The organism is Gemmatimonadota bacterium (assembly GCA_026706345.1).
Classification (GTDB): domain Bacteria; phylum JAAXHH01; class JAAXHH01; order JAAXHH01; family JAAXHH01; genus JAAXHH01.
The window spans coordinates 1-4,169 of sequence record JAPOYX010000230.1 but is presented as its reverse complement, the minus strand read 5'-3'; the positions used below and the strand labels follow the sequence as shown (position 1 = coordinate 4,169).

Annotated in this window: 4 protein-coding genes; all 4 read left to right on the top strand. The window is 63.7% G+C overall.

Going from position 1 to position 4,169, the window contains the following annotated elements; all coding sequences use genetic code 11:
* The coding region (locus OXG98_16180) for an aminotransferase class III-fold pyridoxal phosphate-dependent enzyme (GenBank protein ID MCY3773546.1) at window positions 1–1,127 on the top strand (1,127 nt) is incomplete at its 5' end.
* A 65-nt stretch (window positions 1,128–1,192) separates the two neighbouring features.
* Window positions 1,193–2,413, top strand: coding sequence for a histidinol-phosphate transaminase (locus OXG98_16175; GenBank protein MCY3773545.1), 1,221 nt, complete (start codon window positions 1,193–1,195; stop codon window positions 2,411–2,413).
* Between the two features lie 89 nt (window positions 2,414–2,502).
* On the top strand, window positions 2,503–3,468 hold the full coding sequence (gene nudC / locus OXG98_16170; protein ID MCY3773544.1) for an NAD(+) diphosphatase: 966 nt from the start codon (window positions 2,503–2,505) through the stop codon (window positions 3,466–3,468).
* A gap of 32 nt (window positions 3,469–3,500) precedes the next feature.
* Window positions 3,501–4,169 (top strand): glycoside hydrolase family 32 protein (locus tag OXG98_16165; GenBank protein ID MCY3773543.1); only part of this gene is annotated, 669 nt, incomplete at its 3' end.

Below are 4,169 nucleotides of genomic sequence, written 5' to 3'. Positions count from 1 at the left end.
TGGCCTTCGCGCCGCCGCTTCACGCCACCAGTCCCCCGGCCATCGAACTGGTCCGGCGGCTGTCGGAAGTGACGCCGGAGGACCTGAATACGGTCAAGCTCCTGTCCGGCGGCTCGGAGGCTACCGAAGCGGCCATGAAACTGGCGCGGCAGTACCACCGGCAGACCGGCAATCCGGGAAAGTTCAAGGTGATCTCCCGGTTTCACGGTTATCACGGCGCGACCATGGGCGCCCTGTCGGCCACCGGAACGCGCCGGCGCAAGACCATGTTCGAACCCACGCTGCACGGTTTCCTGCACGTCCATCCGCCGACCTGTTACCGGTGTCCTTATGAGAAGACCTTCCCGGACTGCGAAATCTTCTGCGCCCGGACGGTGGAGGACCTCATCGAGCTGGAAGGCGCTGAAACCATTGCCGCGGTCATCCTGGAGCCCGTGGGAAACACCGGGGGTATCATCATGCCGCCGCCGGGATATCTCGCCGAGCTTCGGGACATCTGTACGCGGCACGAAATCCTCCTGATTTACGACGAGATCATCACCGGTTTCGGCCGCACCGGCAGCATGTTCGCGGCCCAGACCTTCGACGCAACGCCCGACATCCTTTGCATGGGCAAGGGCATGTCCAGCGGATACGTGCCCCTGGCGGGGATCGCCTTCCGGGATTCCATCGCCGCCGCCTTCCTCGGCAGAGAGGAGGACGAGGTAGAGTTTTCCCACGGCCACACCTACGGCGGCAATCCGCTGGCCGCGGCAGCCGGCCTGGCGAACCTCACGGAGATCGAGGAACGGGGCCTCTGCGCGCGCTCTCGAGAGATGGGCGAATACCTGCGGTGCAGGCTGGAGGACCTCCGGGAATTCGGAATCGTAGGCGACATCCGGGGCTGCGGGCTGCTGGCCGGCGTCGAATTCGTGGCGGACCCGGAAACCCGCGCGTCTTTCGATCCGTCGAGCAGGTTCGGTGTGGAAGTGGGCCGAAACGCGCTGGAGAAGGGGTTGCTGACGCGCTTCGATCCCAACTGGATCGCCCTGGCGCCGCCGCTCGTCATCACGAGGGAAGAGACGGACCTCATGCTGGACATATTGTCGGACAGCATCCGGGAAACGGTAAAGAAGATAAGGGCTTAGTCCCGGCAAAGCATTAATTCGCATACTGTTTCTGGATAACGTGGAAAAAAGGAGTTGAAGACGTCATGAGACCAGATTCCAACCTGCCGCGCCGGGGATTCATCGCAGGGTCGCTACTGGGCGGCCTAGGTGCCTTGGCCATCGATCCCCTGGTCATGGCACAGGCGCTGCTGTCGGGCAAGAAGCCGGAGGACATTCAGGGTCACGGTATCGAGCCGGGCTACGTGAACCTGTCGTCTAACGAAAACCCCCTGGGACCATCGCCTCGCGCGGTCGAGGCGGTTGCCGGGCGCATTTTGGCCGTGAACCGTTACCACTGGAGTTTCATGCCGGATCCGGTGGAGACCCTGATCAACGCCCTCGAACGGAAACATGGCCTGCCCGTAACCGAGACGACGTGGGACAACTGGGAACAGGTTACGGAAAACCGCCGGGTGGTCCTCAGCGCTGGTTCCAGCATGATACTCCACGCCGTGGGCCTGGCGACGGTCCGGGACAAGGCGGAACTGGTCCAGGCCCAGCCCGCCTACTTCGATACGGCGGACGTATGGAAACGGTTCGGGGAGGAAGAAGGGGTAGACGTCAAGGTCAACTACGTCCGCCTGACCCGGGACCTGCGGCACAACCTGAACGCCATGTACGAGAAGATTAACGACAAAACGACGATCGTGGTGGTCACGAATCCCAACAATCCCACCAGTACGGTGGTGGACCATGACGCGCTGGCGGATTTCGTGCGGTCCGTGCCTTCGCACGTTACGGTGTTCATCGACGAAGCGTATATCGATTACACGTCCGATCCCGGTTACCGCGACGCGGTGTACCTGGCTCACGAACAGGACAACGTGATCGTCTCCCGGACGTTCTCCAAGATTCACGGTCTCGCGGGACTGCGCGTCGGGTATGCGGTGCTATCGCCCCGGTTGAGAAGGAAACTGTCGCTCTACAATCTGGGCGGTCCGCCGAGCAACCTGGGCGCATACGCCGCCATCGCCGCGCTGGACGACCATGGTCATTACGAACGGAGCCGGCGGACGGTGGAGGAAGGTAAAACCTACCTGGGTAAAGCCTTCGACCGGCTGGACATCGCGTATACACCCAGCGATGCCTGCTTTATCCTGTTCAGGCTCGGGGACAAGGCCGAATCCGTATTCAGTGCGCTCCAGGAGCGGAAGGTCTGGATCGGCGACGCCATGTGGTGGGGACTGAAAGGTTACTTACGGGTAACCGTGGGCACACAGGCGGAGAACGAGGCCTTCGTCAACACGCTGGAAGCGGTGTTGTAGCACGGTTTCCGTCGGTCGCGTGGTGTACGGACCTGAGCGGCCGAACGTCGGCCGACCGGCGTAGATCGCCGGGGCGGAGCATGGGTCCCATGGATAATCCGGTGCTGAAATTCGCGGACGTCCCGTTGAATCGCGCGGAGGAGCGGCGCAGCGATCCGGAATGGCTTGCCGGGCGGTTGGACCGGGACGGCACCCGCGTCATACCCGTCTGGCGCGACCTGAGCCTGATCGACGACGGGAAGGCGGGTTCCCTTCCGGCTCCCGTGGTCTGCGACGATCGCACCGCGGCGGACTTACTGGCAGCCGCCGGTGAAACCGTGTTCCTGGGCATGGAGGGAGACCGCGCCGTTTTCGCGGTGGACCTTTCCGATCTGGAGGAAGAGGAAGCGGAGGCAGCGGTCGGGAGTCGCGGTAAGTTCCAGGATCTCTGGCGCGCCGGTCCGTCCATCGACGCGCGCGGGTCCGCGCTGTTGGCGTATGCGCGGGGGATGTTGTACTGGCACCGCCGGAACCGGTACTGCGGCCGGTGCGGTCACGCCGCCGAAAGCCTGGAAGGAGGTCACCGGCGCCGGTGCAAGAACGCGGGCTGCGGCAGGAACGTCTTTCCGCGTATCGACCCCGCGGTGATCACGCTGGTGGAGTACTGGCCGGAAGATGGCCGCCCGCCCCTGTGTCTCCTGGGCAATCACCACAGGCCGCCCCCCAACGTGTTTTCCACCCTTTCCGGCTACGCGGAACCGGGGGAAAGCCTGGAGGAAACGGTGGCCAGGGAAGTGTTCGAAGAGGTCGGGGTCCGCGTGCGCGCCGCGTACTACCAGGCCTCCCAGCCCTGGCCCTTCCCCTCGTCGCTGATGCTGGGGTTCCGCGCACGGGCCGAAACCACAGCGATCGTGGTGAACACGAAGGAACTCGTGGAGGCCCGCTGGTTCACCGCGGAGGAGGTCGCGGGGTTCGGAGAATGGGGCGACGAGTCGGCGGCTTATGCCCTGCCCCGCAGAGATTCCATAGCCCGGTTTCTGGTCGATTCCTGGGTTTCAGAAGTTTCCCGCTCTTGAAGAAAAAACCCGATTCGCGAATGGAGCGCACCATGGAAGATTACACGTCCCTCGTTCCATACTACACCTTTCCCGGTGATTCCCTCGAGGCGCAGGAGGCCGCGCTGGCGGACAATCCGCTCCTTAAGCGCCTCAACGCGTCGCGCAAGCGTTACGAGGGGGATCCCCACCGGCCCGCGTATCACTACGTGAATCCGGAGGCTATGCTCAACGACCCCAACGGGATTTGCTTCTGGCAGGGACGCTGGCACCTGTTCTACCAGGCCTACCCGCCCGAGGACACCCGACAGCACTGGGGACACGCCATTTCGGACGACCTCGTCCACTGGCGCGACCTGCCCTACTGCATCTATCCGAACCCGGAGCGCTGCTGCTACTCGGGCGCCACGCTGGTGGAGGAAGACCGCGTGATCGCCATGTACCACGGGACAGTCGCCGGCAACATGGTCGCCGTGTCCAGCGATCCCCTGCTCCTGAACTGGGAGAAGGTCACCGGCGGTCCCGTCATCCCCATGCCGCCGAAGGACGGTCCGCCCGCGCCGTACAACGTATTCGATCCGTGCATCTGGAAGAAGGACGGGGTCTATTATTCGCTCTCCGCGGGCACCAAGCCCGAAGGGCCGGCGGGCAAGCCGGTGCGCGCGAATCACCCCTTTCCCGGGCAAAAAGAAAATCCACTACTTCCTTGCTTCTCGGCAGGC

Excerpts from the sequence above, each read along its gene's own strand:
- nudC (MCY3773544.1), top strand. The coding sequence starts at position 2,503 with ATGGATAATCCGGTGCTGAAATTCGCGGACGTCCCGTTGAATCGCGCG.
- OXG98_16175 (MCY3773545.1), top strand. The coding sequence starts at position 1,193 with ATGAGACCAGATTCCAACCTGCCGCGCCGGGGATTCATCGCAGGGTCG.